Annotated in this window: 21 protein-coding genes; 12 read left to right on the plus strand and 9 right to left on the minus strand. The window is 68.6% G+C overall.

Annotated elements, in window-relative coordinates:
* Positions 1-5 precede the first annotated feature (5 nt).
* The 4 genes from EJP69_RS09575 to EJP69_RS09590 are packed head-to-tail and all read right to left on the minus strand — an operon-like array spanning position 6 to position 3,339.
* Positions 6-650 carry a histidine phosphatase family protein gene (locus tag EJP69_RS09575; protein WP_093196834.1) on the minus strand — a complete coding sequence of 215 codons (645 nt, stop codon included), beginning with the start codon at positions 648-650 and terminating at the stop codon, positions 6-8.
* A 20-nt stretch (positions 651-670) separates the two neighbouring features.
* A complete protein-coding gene (locus tag EJP69_RS09580) occupies positions 671-1,294 on the minus strand; it encodes a DUF4136 domain-containing protein (RefSeq protein WP_126469683.1) in 624 nt (207 codons plus the stop codon).
* Between the two features lie 46 nt (positions 1,295-1,340).
* On the minus strand, positions 1,341-2,285 hold the full coding sequence (gene ttcA, locus EJP69_RS09585; protein WP_126469685.1) for a tRNA 2-thiocytidine(32) synthetase TtcA: 945 nt from the start codon (positions 2,283-2,285) through the stop codon (positions 1,341-1,343).
* Between the two features lie 55 nt (positions 2,286-2,340).
* Complete coding sequence (locus EJP69_RS09590; RefSeq protein WP_126469687.1) at positions 2,341-3,339, minus strand: LysR family transcriptional regulator; 999 nt, start codon at positions 3,337-3,339, stop codon at positions 2,341-2,343.
* Between the two features lie 100 nt (positions 3,340-3,439).
* On the opposite strand from EJP69_RS09590, the gene EJP69_RS09595 reads away from it, so the two are divergent.
* Positions 3,440-4,666, plus strand: coding sequence for an MFS transporter (locus EJP69_RS09595; RefSeq protein ID WP_126469689.1), 1,227 nt, complete (start codon positions 3,440-3,442; stop codon positions 4,664-4,666).
* A 25-nt stretch (positions 4,667-4,691) separates the two neighbouring features.
* Here EJP69_RS09595 and EJP69_RS09600 read toward each other — a convergent pair whose 3' ends face one another.
* Together EJP69_RS09600 and EJP69_RS09605 are read right to left on the minus strand one after the other, a co-directional pair.
* Complete coding sequence (locus tag EJP69_RS09600; RefSeq protein WP_093197242.1) at positions 4,692-5,072, minus strand: dihydroneopterin aldolase; 381 nt, start codon at positions 5,070-5,072, stop codon at positions 4,692-4,694.
* 8 nt (positions 5,073-5,080) lie between these two features.
* Positions 5,081-5,860 carry an SDR family oxidoreductase gene (locus EJP69_RS09605; RefSeq protein WP_093196826.1) on the minus strand — a complete coding sequence of 260 codons (780 nt, stop codon included), beginning with the start codon at positions 5,858-5,860 and terminating at the stop codon, positions 5,081-5,083.
* 26 nt (positions 5,861-5,886) lie between these two features.
* Here EJP69_RS09605 and EJP69_RS09610 point away from each other — a divergent pair, with 26 nt between their 5' ends.
* The 5 genes from EJP69_RS09610 (at position 5,887) to EJP69_RS09640 (ending at position 11,460) form a co-directional block, all read left to right on the plus strand.
* Positions 5,887-7,002, plus strand: coding sequence for a class I SAM-dependent methyltransferase (locus EJP69_RS09610; protein ID WP_126469691.1), 1,116 nt, complete (start codon positions 5,887-5,889; stop codon positions 7,000-7,002).
* Positions 7,003-7,746: 744 nt separating this feature from the next.
* Entirely contained in the window at positions 7,747-8,640 is an 894-nt protein-coding gene (locus EJP69_RS09625) for a TauD/TfdA dioxygenase family protein (protein WP_093196822.1), read from the plus strand.
* Positions 8,641-8,668: 28 nt separating this feature from the next.
* Complete coding sequence (locus EJP69_RS09630) at positions 8,669-9,679, plus strand: ABC transporter substrate-binding protein (protein WP_126469693.1); 1,011 nt, start codon at positions 8,669-8,671, stop codon at positions 9,677-9,679.
* A 63-nt stretch (positions 9,680-9,742) separates the two neighbouring features.
* Positions 9,743-10,594, plus strand: a complete 852-nt coding sequence (locus EJP69_RS09635; RefSeq protein ID WP_420824208.1) for an ABC transporter ATP-binding protein — start codon at positions 9,743-9,745, stop codon at positions 10,592-10,594.
* The gene (locus EJP69_RS09640; protein ID WP_126469695.1) at positions 10,591-11,460 is read left to right on the plus strand and encodes an ABC transporter permease; all 870 of its coding nucleotides are present in this window, start codon (positions 10,591-10,593) and stop codon (positions 11,458-11,460) included. Before EJP69_RS09635 ends, EJP69_RS09640 begins: the two co-directional genes overlap by 4 nt.
* An 8-nt stretch (positions 11,461-11,468) precedes the next feature.
* On the opposite strand, the gene EJP69_RS09645 is transcribed toward EJP69_RS09640, so the two are convergent.
* A complete protein-coding gene (locus EJP69_RS09645) occupies positions 11,469-11,867 on the minus strand; it encodes a DUF5329 family protein (protein ID WP_126469697.1) in 399 nt (132 codons plus the stop codon).
* A gap of 114 nt (positions 11,868-11,981) precedes the next feature.
* Between EJP69_RS09645 and hisN the strand changes: the two genes are divergently transcribed.
* From hisN to EJP69_RS09670, 5 genes are read left to right on the plus strand one after another with little or no spacing between them, the layout of a single operon-like run.
* A complete protein-coding gene (hisN, locus tag EJP69_RS09650) occupies positions 11,982-12,758 on the plus strand; it encodes a histidinol-phosphatase (RefSeq protein WP_093196814.1) in 777 nt (258 codons plus the stop codon).
* A gap of 11 nt (positions 12,759-12,769) precedes the next feature.
* The gene (locus EJP69_RS09655; RefSeq protein ID WP_093196812.1) at positions 12,770-12,964 is read left to right on the plus strand and encodes a DUF2905 domain-containing protein; all 195 of its coding nucleotides are present in this window, start codon (positions 12,770-12,772) and stop codon (positions 12,962-12,964) included.
* Between the two features lie 30 nt (positions 12,965-12,994).
* Positions 12,995-13,921 (plus strand): ROK family protein, encoded by a 927-nt coding sequence (locus EJP69_RS09660; protein WP_093196810.1) that lies wholly within the window; start codon positions 12,995-12,997, stop codon positions 13,919-13,921.
* A 42-nt stretch (positions 13,922-13,963) separates the two neighbouring features.
* Complete coding sequence (locus EJP69_RS09665; protein WP_126469699.1) at positions 13,964-15,514, plus strand: tetratricopeptide repeat protein; 1,551 nt, start codon at positions 13,964-13,966, stop codon at positions 15,512-15,514.
* Entirely contained in the window at positions 15,511-15,957 is a 447-nt protein-coding gene (locus EJP69_RS09670) for a DUF1877 family protein (protein ID WP_126469701.1), read from the plus strand. The genes EJP69_RS09665 and EJP69_RS09670 overlap by 4 nt, the downstream gene beginning before the upstream one ends.
* 25 nt (positions 15,958-15,982) lie before the next feature.
* Here the strand turns inward: EJP69_RS09670 and EJP69_RS09675 are convergent, their stop codons facing one another.
* Positions 15,983-17,428: an aminotransferase-like domain-containing protein gene (locus EJP69_RS09675; protein ID WP_126469703.1), complete on the minus strand. Its 1,446-nt coding sequence runs from the start codon at positions 17,426-17,428 to the stop codon at positions 15,983-15,985.
* A gap of 172 nt (positions 17,429-17,600) precedes the next feature.
* Here EJP69_RS09675 and EJP69_RS09680 point away from each other — a divergent pair, with 172 nt between their 5' ends.
* On the plus strand, positions 17,601-17,942 hold the full coding sequence (locus tag EJP69_RS09680; RefSeq protein WP_126469705.1) for a hypothetical protein: 342 nt from the start codon (positions 17,601-17,603) through the stop codon (positions 17,940-17,942).
* A gap of 22 nt (positions 17,943-17,964) precedes the next feature.
* Here the strand turns inward: EJP69_RS09680 and otsA are convergent, their stop codons facing one another.
* The gene (otsA, locus tag EJP69_RS09685; RefSeq protein ID WP_126469707.1) at positions 17,965-19,350 is read right to left on the minus strand and encodes an alpha,alpha-trehalose-phosphate synthase (UDP-forming); all 1,386 of its coding nucleotides are present in this window, start codon (positions 19,348-19,350) and stop codon (positions 17,965-17,967) included.
* Between the last annotated feature and the right edge of the window lie 84 nt (positions 19,351-19,434).

Consider the following 19,434-nt stretch of genomic DNA (forward strand, 5'->3'; position numbering starts at 1 on the left):
AGGCTTCAGCTCGTGGTTTCGTCGAGCGGGCTGCCCGCCGAGAGATGGGCGGTGTCGCTCCAGCCCACGAGGCTGAAGCCTTCGGGCGTCCACAGCATGCGGTTGATGGCCGCGTTGCCGAGCTGCCAGGTGCGTGGCGCCTGCAGCTCCTGGCGGGTGGCGGCGCGGTAGAGCACGTCCATCACGCCGCCGTGCGCGACCAGCACGACGAGCTCGCCCGGGTGGCGCGCCGCCAGCTCGGCGGCCACGCCCGTCACGCGGTCGCGGAAGGTGAGAAGGCTTTCGCCGCCCTCGGGCTCGAATTCGGGATCGCGTTCGCGCCAGAGCCTGGCCTGCACGGGCAGAGTGGCCTCGATCTCGGCGAAGCTCATGCCCTCGAAGGTGCCGAAAGCCCGCTCGCGCAGGCGCGGCTCGGGTTGCACGGCCAGGCCATGGGGCTCGGCGATGGCCTGCGCGGTCTGCCAGGCGCGCGACAGGTCGCTGGCATAGACGACGCCGATGGGCTCGTCGGCCAGCGCCGCGCCCGCGCGCTGCGCCTGCCAGACGCCGGTGGCGTTGAGCCCGATGTCGAGCTGGCCCTGGATGCGGGTGTCGACGTTCCAGGCGGTCTCGCCGTGGCGAACGGCGATCAGGCGGGTGGGTTCTTCCATCCGGGGAATTTTAAAAGCCGCTATTTCCGGGCCTGCGCCGTCGGCAGCTCGATGTTGACCCGGCGCTCGCCCTGCGGCGGATTCGGGAAGCCCTGCAGCGCGGCCTGGAACATCACCGGCAGGATCGCCGCGCTCGAGGTGTAGGGGCCGTCGTTGCGGGCGCGGGTCTCGTAGACCACGCGATTGGAGCCCGCCTCGCGCAGCACGATGCTCACCTCGCGCTCGTACCAGGGGTTGGCCGGTGGCGCGAACATGGGGCCGCCATACCAGCCGCCGCCGTACCAGCGCCGGCCGTAGTAGCCATAGCCGCCGTAGCCGTAGCCCCAGGGGCCGTTGTAGAGCCACGGGTCGGCCCAGGGCGAGAGGCCGGCCGTCACGCGCGCGCCGATCTGCGCGGTGTACTGGGCCTTGGCGTCGTCGCGGCGCAGGCCGACCTGGTCAAGCGCCGCGCCGGCCATGGCTTCGAGCGATTCCTGCCGCGCGCCGTCGGCCTGTTGCGAGGGCAGGCGGTCGAAGCGGTAGGTGGCGCCGGGCGCGATGGCGCCCGGGGAGGCGAAGCTCTTCACGTCGCTGTCGACCACCCAGGAGGTGGCGCAGCCTGTCAGGGTTACTGCAAGAAGAAGAGCCGAGAACGCAGATTTCATGAGGGTCTCCGGGCACTGTTGCCCAAAATTCCCCTGGGTTGCCCGTTCAGCCCTGGACGATGCGCAGGGCGGCAGGTGCCTGGGAGAGCAGATCGAAGGAAGGCGGGTCGAAGGCCTTGTCGCCCTCGTCGTCCGCCACGCCGGTCGCCTTCAGACCCTTGAAGTCGTGCCGCGTTCCGTCGAGCAGGTGCGAAGGCACCACGTTCTGCAGCGCGGTGAACATGTTCTCCACGCGGCCGGGATACTTCTTGTCCCATTCGCGCAGCATTTCTCCCACCTGCTTGCGCTGCAGGTTCTCCTGACTGCCGCAGAGCGTGCACGGAATGATCGGGAACTCGCGGTGCTGGGCCCAGCGGATGGTGTCCTTCTCGGACACGTAGGCCAGCGGGCGGATAACGACGTGCCTGCCGTCGTCGCTCACCAGCTTGGGCGGCATGCTCTTCAGCTTGCCGGCGAAGAACATGTTGAGGAAGAAGGTCTGCAGCATGTCGTCGCGGTGGTGGCCCAGCGCGACCTTGGTGGCGCCCAGCTCGTCGGCCACGCGATAAAGAATGCCGCGGCGCAGCCGGCTGCACAGGCCGCAGGTGGTCTTGCCTTCGGGAATCACGCGCTTGACGATGCTGTAGGTGTCCTGGTTCTCGATGTGGAAGTCCACGCCCAGCTCGCTCAGGTACTTGGGCAGCACTTCCTCGGGAAAGCCGGGCTGCTTCTGGTCGAGGTTGACCGCCACGATGTCGAAGTGGATGGGCGCGCGCGCCTTCAGCTTGAGCAGGATGTCGAGCAGCGCGTAGCTGTCCTTGCCGCCCGAGACGCACACCATGACCTTGTCGCCTTCCTCGATCATGTTGTAGTCGACGATCGCCTGCCCGACCTGGCGGCACAGGCGCTTCTCGAGCTTGTGCGTCTCGCGCTCGATCTTCATGGAATTGGCGGGAGAGGAGGCGGTGGCGTCGGCGGTGGCGGGCGCCTCGTCGATCCAGACGGCGTTCATGGGCAGGCTGCTTCGGGGAGTCGGGGGAAGGGGGTGATTGTCCCCGATCCCCATTTCACCCGCCATCGGGCCCGTTTACGGTTGTTCCGGCTACCCCGGTTACCCCGGCCGCGGGCAACGGGGATTCCGGGAAGGCCTGCCGCATCGCCTCCACGAAGAGCCGCAGCCGCGCCGGATAGAAGCGCGCGTACGGATACACGATGTACACCGGCGCGGGCGTGCCGTGCCACTGCGGCGCCAAATGCACCAGCCGCCCCGCAGCCAGCTCCTCGGTGAGCATCCAGGCCGACGACACCCCGACCCCCACGCCCAGCACGGCCGCGCTGCGCAGGGCGTAGAGGCTGTCGGTGATCATGCGCGGGCGGATCGGCACCCGGCACACCTCGCCGGTGCTCTCGTGCGTGAACACGACCTCGGTCCGGTAGAAGTTGCGCGCCGCCAGCCAGGGCAGGGCTTCGAGCTCTCTGGCGTGCACCGGCAGCGGCGTGCCGGGCCCGAAGAGGGAGGGCGCCCCGACCGCGATGCGTGGCACGTCGAACAGGCGGATCGCCACGGCGTTGGGGTCCGTCACCTCGCCGACGCGGATCGCGCAGTCGACGCCCTCGGCGATGAAGTCGGGCGTTTCGTCATGCGGGCTGTCGTGCAGCAGCCACTCGACCGTCACCTGCGGATGGCGCTGCAGGTAAGAGGCCAGCGGCCCGACCAGCAGCTGCTGCCCGAAGGCATGCGGCGCCACCACGCGCAGCCGGCCCTCGGGCTGGTCGCCCACGCCGCGCAGTTCGGCCTCGAAGGCTCCCCAGCTCAGGATCAGCTCCTTGGCGCGATCGAAGCAGCGCTCGCCGTCTTCCGTGAGCTTCATCGCGTGGGTGGAGCGCTGCAGCAGCCGCACGCCCAGCGAGCGTTCGAGCGCCTGCAGGCGGCGGCTCACGGTGGGCTGGGTGGTGCCCATCTGGGCGGCGGCGGCCGACAGGCTGCCGGCCTCGACGATGCGCACGAAGGTCTGCATCAGCTCGATGCGGTCGGCTGGTGGTGGGGGCGGGAGTGGCTTGGCCATGCGCCGAGCGTATATCAATTGTTCGACACACAGGCCTACCTTCAGAGTGGAGAGGCCCGCAAACTCCGGCCTTCGTTTCTCGAATCCAAGGGTTTACACCATGTATTCCATTCAAAGCACGCATGAAAAGCTGCCAGGGTCGCTGATCCTGCTGCTGGCCGCCAGCGCCGGCTTCGGCGTGGCCGCGCTGTACTACAGCCAGCCCATGCTGGGCGTGCTCGGCCCCGACATCGGCGCCTCGGCCCGCTCCGTGGGCTTCGTGCCCACGCTCACGCAGCTGGGCTACGCGCTCGGCATCCTGCTGCTCGCGCCGCTGGGCGACCGCTTCGACCGGCGCCGCATCATCCTCGTCAAGGCTTCCGTGCTGGTGTTCGCGCTGTTGGGCGCGGCGTTCTCTCCTTCGGTCGCGCCGCTGCTGGCGGCGAGCCTCGTCATCGGCCTCGCGGCCACGATGGCGCAGGATGTGGTTCCCGCCGCCGCCACATTGGCGCCCGAGGCGCATCGCGGCCGGATCGTCGGCACGGTGATGACCGGGCTGCTGCTGGGCATCCTGCTGTCGCGCGTGCTCGCGGGCTTCGTGGCCGAGCACTTCGGCTGGCGCGCGATGTTCGTCGTCGCGGCAGTGAGCATCGCGCTCATCGGCGCCGCCGCTGCGCGCGGGCTACCGCGCCTGCGCCCGACCACGCACCTGGGCTACGGCGCGCTGCTGGGTTCGCTGGCCGGCCTGTGGAAGCGCCATGGCGCGCTGCGCCGCGCGACCTTCGCGCAGGCCCTGCTGTCGGTGGGCTTCAGCGCCTTCTGGTCGACGCTGGCCGTGATGCTGCATGGCGCGCCGTTCCACCTGGGCAGCGCGGCAGCCGGCGCCTTCGGCCTTGCCGGCGCGGCGGGTGCGCTGGCCGCGCCCATCGCCGGGCGCCTCGCGGATCGCCGCGGGCCCGAGCTGGTGATCCGCATGGGGGCCGCGCTGGTCGCCGTCTCCTTCGCGGCGATGCTGTTCGCTCCGCTGTTTGCGGCTCCGGCCGCGCGGCTGGGGCTGATCGTGGTTGCCGCCATCGGCTTCGACTTCGGCCTGCAGGCCGCGCTGATCGCGCACCAGACGGTGGTCTACGGCATCGACCCCGGCGCGCGCAGCCGGCTCAACGCGGTGTTCTTCACGGGTGTGTTCGTCGGCATGGCCACGGGCTCCGCGCTGGGTGCCCTGGTGCTGGCGCAATGGGGGTGGTCGGGCGTGGCGGCGATGGCTTCGGTATCGGCGCTCGGCGCGCTGGCCGTGCGCATGTGGCCGGCGGCAAAGAGGTCCGCGGTGGCCTGCGGCTCAGCGGCCTGAGTGCCGCGGATGGCTGCGGCTCAGCTCACCACTCGCCGGCTTCCATGCGGATCGCCACTTCGCAGTCGTCGAAGATCTCGAGCTTGGCGATCTTCACGCGCACGCCCAGCACGCCGGGGAGTTGCAGCAGGCGCTGCACCAGCTTGCCGATCAGGCTCTCGAGCAGGTTGACGTGCTCGGCGGTGCACTCGTCGATGATGATGAGGCGCACCTTGCCGTAGTCCAGCACATGGAAGATGTCGTCGTCCTGCGGCAGCAGCGGCTGCTCCCCGAGGTTGAGTTCCGCATCGACCTGGATCGGCTGCGGCGCGACCTTTTCGTGGTCGAGGATGCCGAGGTTTGCGTCGAAGCGCAGGCCCATCAGGGTGAGGGTCTGGTGGCCGTGGGTGTGCTTGGTGGAAGACATGGAGGTGCTCACATGAGCGAGAAATCGCGCTCGAATTTCATCAGGTGCTGGCCGCCGTCCACCAGCAGCGTGGTGCCGGTGATCGAACGGTTCTCCAGCGCGAACTTCACCGTGGCGGCCACGTCCTCCGGAGTGGACGAGCGGCCCAGCGGCGACAGCTTGTGCAGTTGCGCGAACTTGTCGTCGTCCAGCATGTGGCTCGCCAGCGTGAGGCCGGGCGCCACGCCCACCACGCGCACGCGCGGCGCCAGCGCCAGCGCCAGCATCGGCGTGGCGGCCTCGAGCGCGGCCTTCGACAGCGTGTAGCTCAAAAAGTCGGGGTTCGGGTTCCAGAGTTTCTGGTCGAGCAGATGGACCACCGCGCCCTGCGCATCGCGCGCCGCCAGGTGCTCGTGCAGCGCCTGCGCCAGCAGGATGGCCGCGCCGGTGTTGCTGCGCGCATGGCGTTCCATGAGCGCGTAGCCGAAGGTGGCGGCCTCGTCGTGCTCGAAGAGGGCGGCGCTGTGCACGACGGCATCGATGCCGCGGAAGCGCGCGACCACGCGGGGCAGCAGCGCGCGCGTGGCCTGTTCGTCCTCGAGGTCGGCCGAGAACAGGGCCGAGTCGCCCGAGAGCGCGGCGCAGTCGGCGACCGTCTGCTCGGCCTCGGAGCGCGAGTTCCGGTAGTGCACCGCCACCTGCCAGCCGCTCGCGGCGAGCGCCAGCGCAATCTCGCGGCCGAGCCGACGGCCTGCGCCCGTAACGAGGACCGTGCGGGGAGAGGTGGAGGCTGGGGAGGCGGGGCTCATGCGGGGAGAGAGGGGAGAATGGCGCTGTGACGACAAAGACGACCCCCAGCAGTTTACCCACCGCCCTCGACCATCTCATCGCGCGTTCCGTCGAGCGCGCGGGCGGCTGGATAGGCTTCGACCGCTTCATGGCACTCGCGCTGTACGCGCCCGGCCTGGGCTACTACGCCAACACGCTGGCCAAGTTCGGCCACATGCCTTCTTCGGGCAGCGACTTCGTGACCGCGCCCGAACTCACGCCCATGTTCGGCCAGACCCTGGCGGCTCAGGTCGCCGAGGCGCTGGAGAAGACCGGAACCGACACGGTGTGGGAGTTCGGCGCCGGATCGGGGGCGCTCGCGGTGCAGCTGCTGCATGCGCTCGACGAGATGGGGCGCAGCGACGTGCGCTATCGCATCGTCGACCTGTCGGGCACCTTGCGCGAGCGGCAGCAGCAGGCGCTCGTTCGCCATGCAGGCCGCGTCGAATGGCTCAACGAGTTGCCGGAGGCGATGGAAGGCGTGGTCGTCGGCAACGAAGTGCTCGATGCGATGCCGGTGCAACTGCTGGCCCGCGTGGGTGGGCAGTGGTTCGAGCGGGGTGTCGTGCGCAATGTCGCCGGCGATGGATGGGCCTGGGCCGACCGCGCGACAGAACTGCGGCCGCCGGTGGAAGTGCCTGGCGAGCACGATTACCTCACCGAGATCCATCCGCAGGGGAAGGCCTTCATCGCGACCCTGGCGGACCGGCTGAAGAAGGGGGCTGCGTTCTTCATCGACTACGGGTTTCCCGAGGCCGAGTACTACCACCCGCAGAGGCACATGGGGACTGTGATGTGCCATCAGGGGCACAAGGCCGATGGCGATCCGCTGGCTGATGTCGGGTTGAAGGACATCACGGCGCATGTCGACTTCACCGGGGTTGCGCTGGCTGGGCAGGATGCGGGGCTTGCTGTGCTGGGCTATACGAGCCAGGCGCGGTTTCTGTTGAATTGCGGGTTGCTTGCCAGGATGGAGCAGGGGTCTGTTGGTGAGCGGGGGATGGCGGCTCGGCTCATTCATGAGCATGAGATGGGGGAGTTGTTCAAGGTTTTGGGGTTTGCTGTGGGGGAGGGGTGGGATGCGATGGGGTTTGTTGAAGGGGATCGCAGTCATACGCTTTGAGTGGCTGTTCTTGATTTGCTTTCCGAGGCCGGGACTCGCCCCGGCGGGCGACCTACTTTCTTTTGCTTCGCCAAAAGAAAGTAGGCAAAGAAAAGGCGACCCCACTGTCTGCGACCCCTTCGCTGTGCGAAGGGGCAACCTGCGGTGCTCGCGTTTCGCGGGGTCTCGCAGAACTCGCTTCGCTCAAACAGCTGCGATCCCTGATCCGCGAAACGCTGCGCTCCTCGGCGCAGCCAGAGGGGAGGGGAGACGCGCGAGCCATCGCGTTGCTCGGCCCCCAAGGCACTGCAGGCGCTTCGCGCCTGCAGTGCTTGGAATGAATCGTTGGTCTTGTTGGGGCGCTGGAACTAAATATGTATGTGGCCAAGCGAAGCGAAGGCCAGTCCAGGTAGTTCAAAGGCCGAGCGCAGCGATGGCCTGCTCGGTCTCCAACTCCCTTCTGGCTGCGCCGAGGAGCGCAGACGTAGGAGGGACAAGGGCCGCAGCTGTCTGAGCGAAGCGAGTTCTGCGGACCCCCTCCTACGTCGAGCACCGCAGGTTGCCCGTAGCGAAGCGAAGGGACGCAGACAGTAGGGTCGCCTTTCTTTTGCCTACTTTTCTTTGGCGAAGCAAAGAAAAGTAGGTCGGCCGCCGGGCCGAGACCCGGCCCCGGAACCCAAACCAAACTCCGGCGAAATTACATAGTCATAAGCTAGCAACGAAGAGTTCGTTGGCGAACGACACCCCGCCCCCTACATTCCCGGCATGACTGCCGTCCCCTCCAGCAGCGTTGCCAACACCGCAGCGCAGCACTTCGAGATCCGCCCCTTCCCCGCCCCCGTAGGAGCCGAGGTCGTAGGCCTCGACATCTCGAAGCCCATCACCACCGAAGACTTCGCCCGAATCCACAAGGCCCACCTCGACCACCACGTCCTGGTATTCCGCGACCAGCAGATCACCCCCCAGGAGCACATCGATTTCAGCCGCCGCTTCGGCCCTCTCGAGATCCACGTCCTCCACCAGTTCCAGCTCAAGGACCACCCCGAGATCCTCATCGTCTCCAACATCAAGGAGAACGGCGAGCCCATCGGTCTCGGCGACGCCGGCGTCTACTGGCACTCGGACATTTCGTACAAGCCCAAGCCCAGCCTCGGCTCGCTGCTGCACGCGCAGGAGCTTCCGAGCGAAGGCGGCGACACGCTCTTCGCCGACCAGCATCTCGCATGGGAATCGCTGAGCCCCGAGCTGCAGCAGCGCATCCTGCCGCTGAAGGCCGAGCACAGCTACCTCGCCAAGTACGAAGAGCTGCGCGCCAAGAACCCGTGGCGGCCCAAGCTCTCGCAGGCGCAGATCGACCAGGTCGCACCTGCGGTGCAGCCCGTGGTGCGCACGCACCCGGAGACGGGGCGCAAGGCGCTCTTCGTCAGCGAGCATTTCACGACGCGCATCGTCGGCCTGCCGCAGGACGAGAGCGACGCGCTGCTCGCGGAGCTGTTCGCGCACAGCGTCAAGCCCGAGTTCGTGTATCGCCACACATGGGCGCCGCACGACCTCGTGTTCTGGGACAACCGCTCGCTGATGCATCTCGCGGCCGGCACGCCCGACCATCTGCGCCGCCGCCTGAACCGCACCACCATCGTCGGCGACACGCCTTTCTGATTCTTCTTCTCTCTCGATTCCCGATCCAATGAACCGCTTCACCCGCAAAGCCGCGGCGCTCGTCGCCGGCCTCGGCCTCCTGTCCGGCAGCCTTTCGGCGCATGCCGAAGGCCAGATCCGCATCGCCGAGCAGTTCGGCATCGTCTACCTGCTGCTGAACGTGGCGCAGGAGCAGAAGCTCATCGAGAAGCACGCGAAGGCCGCCGGTGTCGACGCCAAGGTCGAGTGGGTCAAGCTCTCGGGCGGCTCGGCTGTGAACGACGCGCTGCTGTCGGGCAACATCGAGATCGCCGGTGCAGGAGTGGGGCCGCTGCTCACGCTGTGGGACCGTACCAAGGGCAAGCAGAACGTGAAGGGCGTGGCCTCGCTGGGCAACTTCCCGTACTACCTGGTGACCAACAACCCGAACGTGAAGTCGATCGCCGACTTCACCGACAAGGACCGCATCGCGCTGCCCGCAGTGGGCGTGTCGGTGCAGTCGCGCGTGCTGCAGTTCGCCTCGGCAAAACTGTGGGGTGACAAGGAGTTCAACAGGCTCGACAAGATCAGCGTGGCGGTGCCGCACCCCGATGCGGCGGCGGCCATCATCAAGGGCGGCACGGAGATCACGGGGCATTTCGGCAATCCGCCGTTCCAGGAGCAGGAGCTCGCTGGCAACCCGAATGCGCGCATCGTGCTCAACTCGTACCAGGTGCTGGGCGGCCCGTCGTCGGCGACGGTGCTCTACGCCACGGAGAAATTCCGCAGCGAGAACCCGAAGACGTACAAGGCTTTCGTCGATGCGCTCGACGAGGCGGCGAAGTTCGTCACCGCCAACCCCGAGAAGGCCGCGGACATCTACCTGAAGGTGAGCAACGCGAAGCTCGACCGCGACCTGCTGCTGAAGATCATCAAGAACCCCGAGGTGCAGTTCAAGACCACGCCGCAGAACACCTATCCGCTGGCCGAGTTCATGCACCGCGTGGGGGCGATCAAGAACAAGCCGGCTTCGGTGAAGGACTACTTCTTCGACGATGCGCAGAACGTGTCGGGGAATTGAGTGAGCACGGCAGCGGTTCTGGATTCGCGGGTTGACTCCCTCTCCCATCGGGAGAGGGCGGGGGTGAGGGGGGAGCCACCGGCATCGCCGCCAGTCCTCACCCCGAGCCTCTCCCGCGAGCGGGAGAGGGGGCAAGACAGTGCACCGCTGCTGCAGGTCGACAACGTCAGCCTCGAATACCGCACCCCCGAGCGCGTCGTGCGCGCCACGCATCGCGTGAGCTTCGACGTCCATGCCGCCGACCGCTTCGTGTTGCTCGGCCCCTCGGGCTGCGGCAAGTCCACGCTGCTGAAGGCGGTGGCCGGCTTCATTCCGCCGGTCGAGGGCGAGATCCGTCTCGACGGCCGGCGCGTGGCGCAGCCCGGGCCCGACCGCATCGTCGTGTTCCAGGAGTTCGACCAACTGCCGCCGTGGAAGACGGTGAAGCAGAACGTGATGTTCCCGCTGCTGGCCTCCCGCACGCTCGGCAGGAAGGAAGCGGCCGAGCGCGCGCTGCACTACCTCGACAAGGTCGGCCTCTCGAAGTTCGCCGACGTGCATCCGCACCAGCTTTCGGGTGGCATGAAGCAGCGCGTGGCGATCGCGCGTGCGCTCGCGATGCAGCCGCGCGTGCTGCTGATGGACGAGCCTTTCGCCGCGCTCGATGCGCTCACGCGCCGCAGGATGCAGCAGGAGCTGCTCGAGCTGTGGGACGAGGTGCGATTCACGCTGCTGTTCGTCACCCACTCCATCGAGGAGGCGCTGGTGGTGGGCAACCGCATCGCGCTGCTGTCGCCGCATCCGGGGCGCATGCGCGCCGAGATCAACAGCCATGCCTTCACGCTCGACAGTCTGGGCGGCGCGGAATTCCAGGGTACGGCGCAGCGTATCCACGACATGCTGTTCGAGGAAGAAACCGGGGAGGCCGCCGCATGAGCGCCGTCGTCCCGCCGATTCGTCCCGAGTACGAGCGCACGCTCGAGCCCTTCACCGAAGTGCCGCTCGAGCGCCGGCCGCCGCTGGGCGAGCGCATCTGGTCGCAGGCATGGCTGCGCAAGGGCCTGATCCTCGCCATCATCGCCGCGCTGTGGGAACTGGCCGCCCGCTGGCAGAACAACGACCTGCTGCTGCCCACCTTCACCGCCACGGCGGCGGCGCTGTTCGACGGCCTCGCGAGCGGCGAGCTGATCGAGAAGGTGCGCATCTCGCTGGCCGTGCTGCTGCAGGGCTACATCGCCGGCGTGCTGCTGGCCTTCGCGCTCACCACGCTCGCCGTGTCCACGCGCATCGGCCGCGACCTGCTGGACACGCTCACCTCCATGTTCAACCCGCTGCCCGCCATCGCGCTGCTGCCGCTGGCGCTGCTGTGGTTTGGGCTGGGGCGCGGCAGCCTGGTGTTCGTGCTGATCCATTCGGTGCTGTGGCCGCTGGCGCTCAACACGTACGCGGGCTTCCAGGGCGTGCCCGACACGCTGCGCATGGCGGGGCGCAACTACGGGCTCAGGGGCCTGCGCTACGTGCTGCAGATCCTGGTGCCGGCGGCGCTGCCGTCGATCCTGTCGGGGCTGAAGATCGGCTGGGCCTTTGCCTGGCGCACGCTGATCGCGGCGGAGCTGGTGTTCGGGGCCTCGTCGGGCAAGGGCGGGCTGGGCTGGTACATCTTCCAGAACCGCAACGAGCTCTACACCGACCGCGTGTTCGCGGGCCTCGCGCTGGTGGTGCTGATCGGCCTGCTGGTCGAGAGCCTGGGCTTCAGGACGCTGGAGCGGCTGACGGTGCGGCGCTGGGGGCAGCAGCGCTAGCTGCTCGGCTAGCCGCCCGCCTTCTTCGGCCCTGCGGCCTGCCGCAGCGCGCGCAGCTCGCCGTTGAGGAATTCGTTGGCGTCGCGCACCGTGCCGTTGGTGAGCTTCACCTTGTAGGCCTGTCCGGTCATTTCCGAGCGCGAGGCGCAGCGCTCGATGAAGTCCTCGGCCGTGAGCAGTTCCTTTTTGAAGTAGTCGTACTTCGCCTGCATGTGCTTGGCGGCGTCGGCGGCGTTGTATTCGCTGCCGTTGCGCAGGAAGATCATTGAGCTCATCCTCGAGACGCGCTGGATCAGCGTGTCGATCAGTTTGTCTTCCGTATCGGAGGGCGTGGCGTGGGCCAGCAGGGTCGAGGCGCCGAGCACGAGGGCCAGCAGCGCCGAGCGAAGGTGGGTGAAAGAAGCCATTTGTCGTAGTCCCTGGCAAATTTCGGGCCATGCTAGGGCTGGCCGGCCCGGCATGTCAAACCCGGCCCGGCTCGGGTCTAATTGCACGTTTTGGCACGCGTTTCTCACTCTTCCATGAGCTCTTCCATTTCCGACCTCTCGCCGATCGCCGAAGCGCTGGCCGATGCCGCCGCCGCCAAGTCGATGCACTACTTCCGCACGCCGCTGGACATCATCACCAAGGCCGACGAAAGCCCCGTCACGCTGGCCGACCGCGCCGCCGAGACGGCCATGCGCGAGATCCTCGGCGCGCGCGTGCCGGCCGACGGCATCTACGGCGAGGAGCACGGCCCCGAGCGGCTCGATGCCGACCGTGTCTGGGTGCTCGACCCCATCGACGGCACGCGCAGCTTCATCACCGGCTCGCCGCTGTGGGGCACGCTGATCGGCGTGCTGCAGGGCGGCCGCGTGGCGCTGGGCATGATCGACATGCCGGTGCTCAAGGAGCGCTGGATCGGCGTGGCAGGCCAGGGCGCCACGCGCGACGGCCAGCCCGTGCGCGTGAGCGGCTGCACCGAAGTGGCCAAGGCCCGCATCGTCACCACCTCGCCCGACATCTTCGCGCCGGCCGACTGGAGCGCCTTCGACAGGCTCAGCCGCCAGTGCGCGATGCGCCGCTTCGGCGGCGACTGCTACGGCTACGCCCAGCTGGCTGGCGGCACCATCGACCTCGTGGTCGAGACCGGCCTGCAGCCCTACGACTACCTCGGCCCGGCCGGGCTGATCGAGGCGGCCGGCGGCGTCATCACCGACTGGCAGGGCCAGCCGCTGGGCCTGAAGTCCGACGGACGGGTGATCGCCGCGGCAACGCCCGAACTCCACCGGCAAGCCATGGCCATTCTCTCGGCCTAGACTGTCGCCTTATGTTCCGCTGGCTGATCGTCGTCGTCCTCGCGCTGGTGCTCATGAGCGGCCTGACCGCCTGGCTGCGCCGCTTCGGCTTCGGTCGCCTGCCGGGCGATTTCGAGTTCCGTGCCTTCGGGCGCGAGTGGCAGCTGCCGATCGCGAGCACCATCGTGCTCAGCATGATCGCGGCGCTGGTCGCGCGCCTCCTGTAGAGACGAGAAACAAGGAAAAGACAAACTGCGATGAGAGCCTGCGTAGACATCGGCGGCACCAAGGTGGCCGTGAGCCTTTCCGCTTCGAGCGACGCGCCGCTGATCGGCCGCCGCAGCGAGCCCACGGCCAAGACCGGCGACAACGACGCGGTGGCTGTGCAGATCATGCGGATGATCGACGAGGTCTGCGCGGAGCAGGGGGTCGATGCTGCGTCCATCGACCGCGTGGGCGTGTCGTCGGCCGGACCTTTCGAGCTGCGCGACGGCAAGGTCGAACTGGCCACGCCCAATATCTGCGGCGGCATCGCCGGCCCGGCTCGGGGCCTGCCCAACAACTGGATGACCGCGCTGGTCGAGGCCCCGCTGGCGAAACGCTTCGCCCGCGTGCGGGTCGAGAACGACGCGGTGGCCGCGCTGGAGGCCGAGCGCCACTGGGGCGCGCTCAAGGGCATGGACGACTGCGCCTACGTCACCTGGAGCACCGGCGTGGGCGTCGGCCTGTGCGTGGACGGCCGCGCGCTGCGCGGAAAGAACGGCAATGCCGGCCACGCGGGCCACAGCTTCGTGGTCGACGACGCCAGCGGTGCGCTGTGCGGCTGTGGCAACGTGGGTGATGTCGAGGGGCTGATCGCCGGCAACTCGATCGCGCGGCGCTTCGGCCAGCCCGCGGCCGATCTCTTCAGTTCGGCGGCGGCCGGCGAGCGGCATTCGCTGGAAATCGTCGATGCGCTGTGCCGCGTGATGGGCCGCATGCTCTACAACCTGATCGCCACGCTCGACCTGCAGCGCATCAGCCTGGGCGGCAGCGTGTTCTGGCACCACCGCGACTTCCTGCTGCCGAAGCTGCAGGCGCAGGTCGACGGCAAGCTGCCGCCGCTCACGCAGGGCGTGCGCCTCGTCCCGGCGGGCCTGGGCGACAAGGTCGGCGACTACGCGGCGCTCGCGCTGCTCGACTGACCGGCACCGGCGGCACGCAACACCAGAACCATCGGCGGAACCATGACCCCGTCGCCTCGCCGCTCCTCCTTCGCCTGGCTGCTGTGGCTGGTGGGAGGCTTCATCGGAGCGCATCGTTTCTATCTGGGGAGCTACCTGGGCGGCGCGGCGCAACTGGGGCTGCTGCTCTACGGGCTCGCGGGCCTGCCGGGTTCGCGCTTCTGTCTCATGGTGCTGCTGCCGTGGCTGTTGTTCGATCTCTGGTGGGTTCACCGGCGCCTGAAGCAATTGAAGGAAGGCGGAACTGGAGCAATGGACGGCGATGGCGATGGCGATGACGCCCCCGCCGCGCGCCAGGCCACCCGCCGCCCCGCGCCGAGGGACGCCGCAAAGGACTTTGACCTCGCCGCCCTGGCCGAAGCCAACAAACTGCAGGAGCGCTTCGTGGCCGCCGCCGAGGCCGGCGACTGGGGGCAAGCTGTCGCCATCGGCGAGCAGATCGTCGCGGCCATGCGCCGCGTGTTCAGGGGGCCGCACCAGAACCTCGCCATGACCCTGTGCATGCTCGGCCAGGCCTGCTACCGCGTCGATGCTTTCGACAAGGCGCGGGCCAGCCTCGAGGAAAGCCTTTCCATCGGCCGCAAGATCGGCATGCCCGCCGAGGACATGGACGTCGCCCGCAAGGCGCTCGACCTGACGCTGGTCGGCATCGAGCAGCGCAAGGCGCGAGGCGCGACCTCCGACGAACAGGGCGCGCTGCTGAACCTGCTCGACGATCGCGAGGCGCGTTACCGCGATGCGCTCGCCCAGGGCGACCTGCAGAGCGCCGAGAAGCTCTGCGCCGAAGCCGTCGCCGCCAGCCGGCGTTTGCACGGCGGTCCCGACAAGACCGTGGTGCTGCACCTGTCCAGCCATGCCGAACTGTGCCGCCGGCTGCGCTGGAACGAAAAGGCCCAGGCATCGGCGGACGAAGCCATCGCGATGATCGGCCAGCTGGGCCTCGACGACAGCTGGCGACGCGGGCCGACCAACACGCTCGCGCTGCTGCACGCCGCGGCCGGGCGGGCCGACGAGGCCGAGGCGCTCTACAAGAAGACCATCGCCATGGCGGTGTCCGAGGCCGGGGGCGGCTCCAGCGACGGCGTGGTGCGCGCCTTCAACAACCTGGCGTTCCTCTATGCCGAGTCAGGGCAGGACGTGAAGGCCGAGCTCTGCTATGCCCGCGCCCTGGTGCATCTCGACAAGCTCCCGCCGGGCGAGGGCGACACCGAACTGCACTCCGACATGCTCAACAACTTCGCCAGCCTGCACATGTCGCGCCGCGACTTCGTCCGGGCTCGGGAGCTGTTCGAGCGCTCGCTCGACATCCAGCAGCGCAGCTGCCGCGGCATTTCGGCGACGGCCGCCAATGCCCACAACGACCTGGGCCTGATCGCGCAGGAAGAGGGCGACCTGCGCCAGGCGCTGCTGCACTTCAAGCGCACGCTGCTGCTCAACCAGATCTGCACGCCCGATCATTTCCGGAACATCGACAACGCGCAGCGCAACATCGAAAGCGTGAGCATCGCGCTGGCAGCCGTGGCGCGTGCGGCGCGCATGGAACCGAGTACATGAGCATCGGCGCCGCCTTCTACGCGCTCGATCGCTACCGGCTGCGCGCGCTGGTGATCGACCCGTCCACCGTCTCCGGCTTCCTGAACTCGCCCGCCGCGCAGGGCGGTCCGCACGACAGCCAGACGGTGGAGCAGGCCTGGGACGTGGTGCGCACCCTGATGCCCGAGGCGATCGACGGCGAGGAACTCGACGGCACCGACGGGCTGGGCTGCATCTATCTCACGGCCGCCCACGTGGAGCGCGCGGCGGCGCGGCTCGCGCAATGCGACGTCAGCGAACTCGTGGGCCGCTTCACGGGCGAGCCGGCGAAGTTCGGCGAGCTTTACTGGGCCAAGGTCTGGCAGGACGGCGCGCAGGACCTCGCGGACTTCATGGAAGGCGTCAAGCGCTTCTTCGCCGGCGCAGCCTCGAGGCGCGACGCCGTGCTGTTCTACATCGTCTGAACGGGGTTAGCCGGGTCGACCGGCCCTAGTTCGCCGGCCGCACGGCCGACACGATCTCGCCGAGCCGCCGCAGCCCGGCCTCGACGGCATCGGAATACGGCCAGCCGCAGTTGATGCGCAGGTAGTTGTCGAAGCGCCCCGAGTTCGAGAACTGCGCGCCCGGCGCCACCAGCATCTGCTCGCGCAGCGCGGCATCGAACACGTTCACCGACGAGCGCTGCCCCGGCAGCTCCACCCACAGCTGGAGCCCGCCGCGCGGCAGGTTCATGCGCGTGCCCGCCGGGAAGTACCTGGCGATGGCGTCGGCCGTCTGGTCGCGCTGCACATGCAGCCGCTCGCGCAGCCGGCGCAGGTGGCGGTCGTAGGCGCCGCCCGCGATGTACTCGCCCGCGGCGATCTGCGCCAGCGCCTCGTTGTTGCGGGTCTGGGCGTACTTGAGCATCTCCACCTGCGCGTGCCAGCGCCCGGCGGTGATCCAGCCCAGCCGCAGCCCCGGCGCCAGCACCTTGTGCAGCGAGGCGCAATAGATCACGTTGCCCGTGCGGTCCCACGACTTCAGGGCGCGCAGCGGCGCGTCGCTCTCCACGAGGTCGCTGTAGGTGTCGTCCTCGACGAGCGCGATGCCGTGGCTCTCGCACAGGTGCGCGAGCCGCTGCTTGTGGCTGTCGGGCATCACGCTGCCGATCGGGTTCTGCAGGTGCGGCACCACCACCACGGCCTTGATGTCGTCGTAGGTGTGGATGGCGAGGTCGAGCGCTTCCAGCGAGATGCCGGTCTGCGGGCTGGTGGGAATCTCCAGCGCGCGAAGGCCGAGGCTCTCGAGCACCTGCAGCAGGCCGTAGAAGGTGGGCGACTCCACGGCCACCGTGTCGCCGGGCTTCGCGATGGCGCGCAGCGCGAGGTTCAGCGCCTCGATGCAGCCGTTGGTGACGAGCACCTCGTCGGGCGGCACCGTCATGCCGATGCGCAGGCTGCGCTGCGCCACGGCCTCGCGGAACTGCTCGTGGCCCTTCTGCGAAGAGGCGGTGGTCAGCAGCTCGGGCCGCTGTCGCAGCGCGCGCGTCATCGAGTTGCGCAGGGCCTCGGCGGGATACAGCTCGGGCGCCGCGCGGGCGATGGCGAAGTTGAGCTTCACGCCGGTGTGCCGGCCGCGCGCCATGAAGTTGGCCATGCGCGCGCGCATGCTGACGAACTGCGCCGGATCGGGCGGCACGTCGGCCACGGGCTCTTCCATGGGCGCGATGGCCAGCCGCTGCGGCCGGCGCACGAAATACCCGGAGCGGTCGCGCGCCTCGACCCAGCCGTCGCTTTCCATGGCGCGGCAGACCTGCAGCGCGGTCGACAGGCTGATGTCGTGCAGCCGCATCAGGCTGCGCAACGACGGCAGCTTGTCGCCCTGCTTGAGCGAGCCGGTGTGGATCGCATCCACGTAGTGCGCGGAAAGCTGGCGGTAGAGCGGTAGCGAATCCATGGCGTCGATGTTCCCCGCATCGGGCATCCGAAAACAGATGCAGTTGGCTGGGAAAACGACCATAACAGATGCGTTTCCGGCTCGGCTGTTACGGCTGCAATAGCCACTGCGTGTGCCTGTTTTTCGGGCGCCCGGATTCCTACGATGAAGCCTCGTTCTTCCGAGGTCCGCCATGATCACCACACTCTCCCAAGCGCCCGATTCCATCGTTCTCGAACCCGGGCAGTCCCTGCGCCTGCCGGTCGATGCCGGCGCATGGCTGCACCTGGCCGAAGGACGTGCCCGCGTGGTCTCGCCGCCCGGCTGGCTGGGCGAGACCGTGTTCATGACTGAGACGCCGCTCGAGGAGGGCGACGTGCACCGGCTGCCGCACGGCGGCTGGATCGAGGTGTCGGCGCTGACGCCGGTGCACCTGAGGGTGCACGCGCCGCTGTCCGTGCGGCGGGCGCCGAGGGCCGCGGTGGCCGAGGCCCGGCCCGTGATGCGGTTCGTGCGGCTGCTGACCGGCTGGTAGCCGGCTGGTAGCTGGCGGGGGCTCAGCGCTCGCTCGCCGCCTCGCGCAGCGCATCGAGAAAGCTGCGCCGCCACCAGTGGATGTCCTGCTCGCGGATGCGCGACAGCAGCTTCTGGTGCCGCTCGCGCCGCTCTTCCAGCGGCATCTGCAGCGCCTGCTGCACGGTCTCCGCCGTGCCGTGCGTGTCGTAGGGATTCACCAGCAGCGCTTCCCTCAGCTGCTCGGCCGCCCCCGCGAAGCGCGACAGCACCAGCACGCCGGGGTCGGCCGGGTCCTGCGCCGCGATGTATTCCTTCGCGACGAGGTTCATGCCGTCGCGCAGCGGCGTCACCAGCCCCACGGCCGCCGCGCGGCACAGCCCCGGCACGCGCTTGCGCGCCACCATGCGGTGGATGTAGCGCACCGGCATCCAGTCGAGCTCGCCGTAGTCGCCGTTGATGGCGCCGCACAGCGATTCGAGCTCGCGCCGGATGTCTGCATACGCGTCGACTGTCTCGCGCGTGGGCGAGGCGATCTGGATCAGCGTGGCGCTGCGCCGGTTCTCGGGGTAGTTCGCCAGCAGCTCGCGGAACGAGCGCACGCGCTGCGGAATGCCTTTCGAATAGTCGAGCCGGTCGATGCCCAGCAGCAGCCGACGCTGCGAATACTCGCGCTTCATGGTCTCGTACATGTCGCGCGACTCCTTCGCATGCGTGAGCGCAGCGAACTCGTCCACGTCGATGCCGATGGGGAAGGCGGCGGCGCGCACCGTCTGCCCGTAGGCGCGGTACATCTCGTCGCCCAGGTACTCGCCGTTGGCCTCGTTGCGCACGTAGTGCTCGAAGTGCTGCACGTCCTGCTGCGCCTGGAAGCCGATCAGGTCGTAGGCGAACAGCGAGCGCATCAGCCACTCGTGCTGCGGGATGGCCGCGGTGATGATCTGCGGCGGCAGCGGAATGTGCAGGAAGAAGCCGATGCGCTGCCTGCAGCCCATGGCGCGCAGCTCGGCCGCCAGCGGGATCAGGTGGTAGTCGTGCACCCAGATGATGTCGTCTTCCTTCAGCAGCGGCAGCAGCTTGCGCGCGAACAGCTGGTTCACGCGCCGGTAGCCGCCGACGAAGCCGGCGTCGAAGTGCGCCAGGTCGAGCCGGTTGTGGAACACCGGCCAGAGCACGTCGTTGCTGTAGCCGAGGTAGTAGCTGTCGTGGTCCTCGCGGCTCAGGTCGAGGGTGGCGAGCGTGACCTTGCCGGCCTGCTGCCTGTGCAGCTCGCCTTCGCCGGTCGGGCCGCCCTCGATGACCTGCCCGCTCCAGCCGAACCACAGGCCGCCGCTTTGCTGCAGGCTCTCGCCCAGCGCCACGGCCAGGCCGCCGGCGGCGGGCTTGCGCGGGTCGGCCACGCGGTTGGAAACTACGACGAGACGGCTCATGGAGCCTCCTTGCGGCCGCCGCCGGGCCGCCCCAAGGCGGGCCGTGCCTCCCCCCCGGGGGGTGGAGTCGCACGAGCGAAGCGA

The sequence above is a fragment of the Variovorax gossypii genome, assembly GCF_003965815.1.
GTDB lineage: Bacteria > Pseudomonadota > Gammaproteobacteria > Burkholderiales > Burkholderiaceae_C > Variovorax > Variovorax gossypii.

Excerpts from the sequence above, each read along its gene's own strand:
- EJP69_RS09670 (WP_126469701.1), top strand. The coding sequence starts at position 15,511 with ATGAGCATCGGCGCCGCCTTCTACGCGCTCGATCGCTACCGGCTGCGC.
- EJP69_RS09665 (WP_126469699.1), top strand. The coding sequence starts at position 13,964 with ATGACCCCGTCGCCTCGCCGCTCCTCCTTCGCCTGGCTGCTGTGGCTG.
- EJP69_RS09645 (WP_126469697.1), bottom strand. The coding sequence starts at position 11,867 with ATGGCTTCTTTCACCCACCTTCGCTCGGCGCTGCTGGCCCTCGTGCTC.
- EJP69_RS09630 (WP_126469693.1), top strand. The coding sequence starts at position 8,669 with ATGAACCGCTTCACCCGCAAAGCCGCGGCGCTCGTCGCCGGCCTCGGC.
- EJP69_RS09625 (WP_093196822.1), top strand. The coding sequence starts at position 7,747 with ATGACTGCCGTCCCCTCCAGCAGCGTTGCCAACACCGCAGCGCAGCAC.
- hisN (WP_093196814.1), top strand. The coding sequence starts at position 11,982 with ATGAGCTCTTCCATTTCCGACCTCTCGCCGATCGCCGAAGCGCTGGCC.
- ttcA (WP_126469685.1), bottom strand. The coding sequence starts at position 2,285 with ATGAACGCCGTCTGGATCGACGAGGCGCCCGCCACCGCCGACGCCACC.
- EJP69_RS09575 (WP_093196834.1), bottom strand. The coding sequence starts at position 650 with ATGGAAGAACCCACCCGCCTGATCGCCGTTCGCCACGGCGAGACCGCC.
- EJP69_RS09605 (WP_093196826.1), bottom strand. The coding sequence starts at position 5,860 with ATGAGCCCCGCCTCCCCAGCCTCCACCTCTCCCCGCACGGTCCTCGTT.
- EJP69_RS09640 (WP_126469695.1), top strand. The coding sequence starts at position 10,591 with ATGAGCGCCGTCGTCCCGCCGATTCGTCCCGAGTACGAGCGCACGCTC.
- EJP69_RS09675 (WP_126469703.1), bottom strand. The coding sequence starts at position 17,428 with ATGGATTCGCTACCGCTCTACCGCCAGCTTTCCGCGCACTACGTGGAT.
- EJP69_RS09590 (WP_126469687.1), bottom strand. The coding sequence starts at position 3,339 with ATGGCCAAGCCACTCCCGCCCCCACCACCAGCCGACCGCATCGAGCTG.
- EJP69_RS09595 (WP_126469689.1), top strand. The coding sequence starts at position 3,440 with ATGTATTCCATTCAAAGCACGCATGAAAAGCTGCCAGGGTCGCTGATC.
- otsA (WP_126469707.1), bottom strand. The coding sequence starts at position 19,350 with ATGAGCCGTCTCGTCGTAGTTTCCAACCGCGTGGCCGACCCGCGCAAG.
- EJP69_RS09660 (WP_093196810.1), top strand. The coding sequence starts at position 12,995 with ATGAGAGCCTGCGTAGACATCGGCGGCACCAAGGTGGCCGTGAGCCTT.
- EJP69_RS09680 (WP_126469705.1), top strand. The coding sequence starts at position 17,601 with ATGATCACCACACTCTCCCAAGCGCCCGATTCCATCGTTCTCGAACCC.
- EJP69_RS09600 (WP_093197242.1), bottom strand. The coding sequence starts at position 5,072 with ATGTCTTCCACCAAGCACACCCACGGCCACCAGACCCTCACCCTGATG.
- EJP69_RS09655 (WP_093196812.1), top strand. The coding sequence starts at position 12,770 with ATGTTCCGCTGGCTGATCGTCGTCGTCCTCGCGCTGGTGCTCATGAGC.
- EJP69_RS09580 (WP_126469683.1), bottom strand. The coding sequence starts at position 1,294 with ATGAAATCTGCGTTCTCGGCTCTTCTTCTTGCAGTAACCCTGACAGGC.